The sequence below is a fragment of the Micromonospora sp. NPDC057141 genome (genome assembly GCF_042670805.1).
Taxonomy (GTDB): Bacteria; Actinomycetota; Actinomycetes; order Mycobacteriales; family Micromonosporaceae; genus Micromonospora.
Window position 1 is genome coordinate 1 of record NZ_JBHUVA010000176.1, and the last position, 1230, is coordinate 1230.

The 1230-nt window shown below is 65.3% G+C and carries 1 protein-coding gene and 1 pseudogene; both read left to right on the forward strand.

The window, feature by feature from the left end:
- Positions 1-261 precede the first annotated feature (261 nt).
- A pseudogene (locus ACFT41_RS32310) lies at positions 262-579 on the forward strand (transposase); the annotation flags it as partial.
- Positions 580-815: 236 nt separating this feature from the next.
- A partial coding sequence (locus ACFT41_RS32315; RefSeq protein ID WP_377614115.1) for a transposase occupies positions 816-1230 on the forward strand: 415 nt, incomplete at its 3' end.

Consider the following 1230-nt stretch of genomic DNA (forward strand, 5'->3'; position numbering starts at 1 on the left):
CCTAATGAGTTCTGGGAGTTGGTCGGTGGGTGCGGCAGACTCCTGATGGGTAGCCGCCGGCGGATGAGCACTTGTTGCGCCTGGACTCGGAGTCCTGAGCAAAGATCGTGCCGCTGCCGGTTGGTGAGGAGAGTTGATCGCTGATGGGATGTCGTGCCCGGCCGGAACGGACGTGAGCACTGCTTCACTAGGTCGCTGATGGTTCTCCTGCCGGCTACCGAATGTGTCTGGGTTTCCTCTGGCGTGGGCGGGAGATGTGGTGTGCTGTTCGTGGGAGATGACTGGGCCGAGGATCACCATGACGTCGAGCTGATGGACGCCGCCGGGCGTCGGTTGGCCAAGGCCCGTCTGCCCGAGGGCGTCGAAGGCATCGCCCGGTTACACGCGATGATTGGCGTGCAGCTCGGTGACGCTGCCGACGTGGTGGGTGTCGACGCCGGGCAGGTGGTGATCGGCATTGAGACCGATCGGGGTCCGTGGGTGCAGGCGTTGATCGCCGCTGGTTACACGGTGTACGCGGTGAACCCGTTGCAGGCGGCCCGGTATCGGGAGCGTCTAATGAGTTCTGGGAGTTGGTCGGTGGGTGCGGCAGACTCCTGATGGGTAGCCGCCGGCGGATGAGCACTTGTTGCGCCTGGACTCGGAGTCCTGAGCAAAGATCGTGCCGCTGCCGGTTGGTGAGGAGAGTTGATCGCTGATGGGATGTCGTGCCCGGCCGGAACGGACGTGAGCACTGCTTCATTAGGTCGCTGATGGTTCTCCTGCCGGCTACCGAGTGTGTCTGGGTTTCCTCTGGCGTGGGCGGGAGATGTGGTGTGCTGTTCGTGGGAGATGACTGGGCCGAGGATCACCATGACGTCGAGCTGATGGACGCCGCCGGGCGTCGGTTGGCCAAGGCCCGTCTGCCCGAGGGCGTCGAAGGCATCGCCCGGTTACACGCGATGATTGGCGTGCAGCTCGGTGACGCTGCCGACGTGGTGGGTGTCGACGCCGGGCAGGTGGTGATCGGCATTGAGACCGATCGGGGTCCGTGGGTGCAGGCGTTGATCGCCGCTGGTTACACGGTGTACGCGGTGAACCCGTTGCAGGCGGCCCGGTATCGGGAGCGTCTGGCGGTGTCGGGGGCCAAGAGTGACGCCGCGGATGCGCACATGCTGGCCGACATGGTGCGCACGGACTCGCATCAGCTGCGGCCGGTGGCTGGTGACAGCGCCGAGGCCGAAGCCGTCA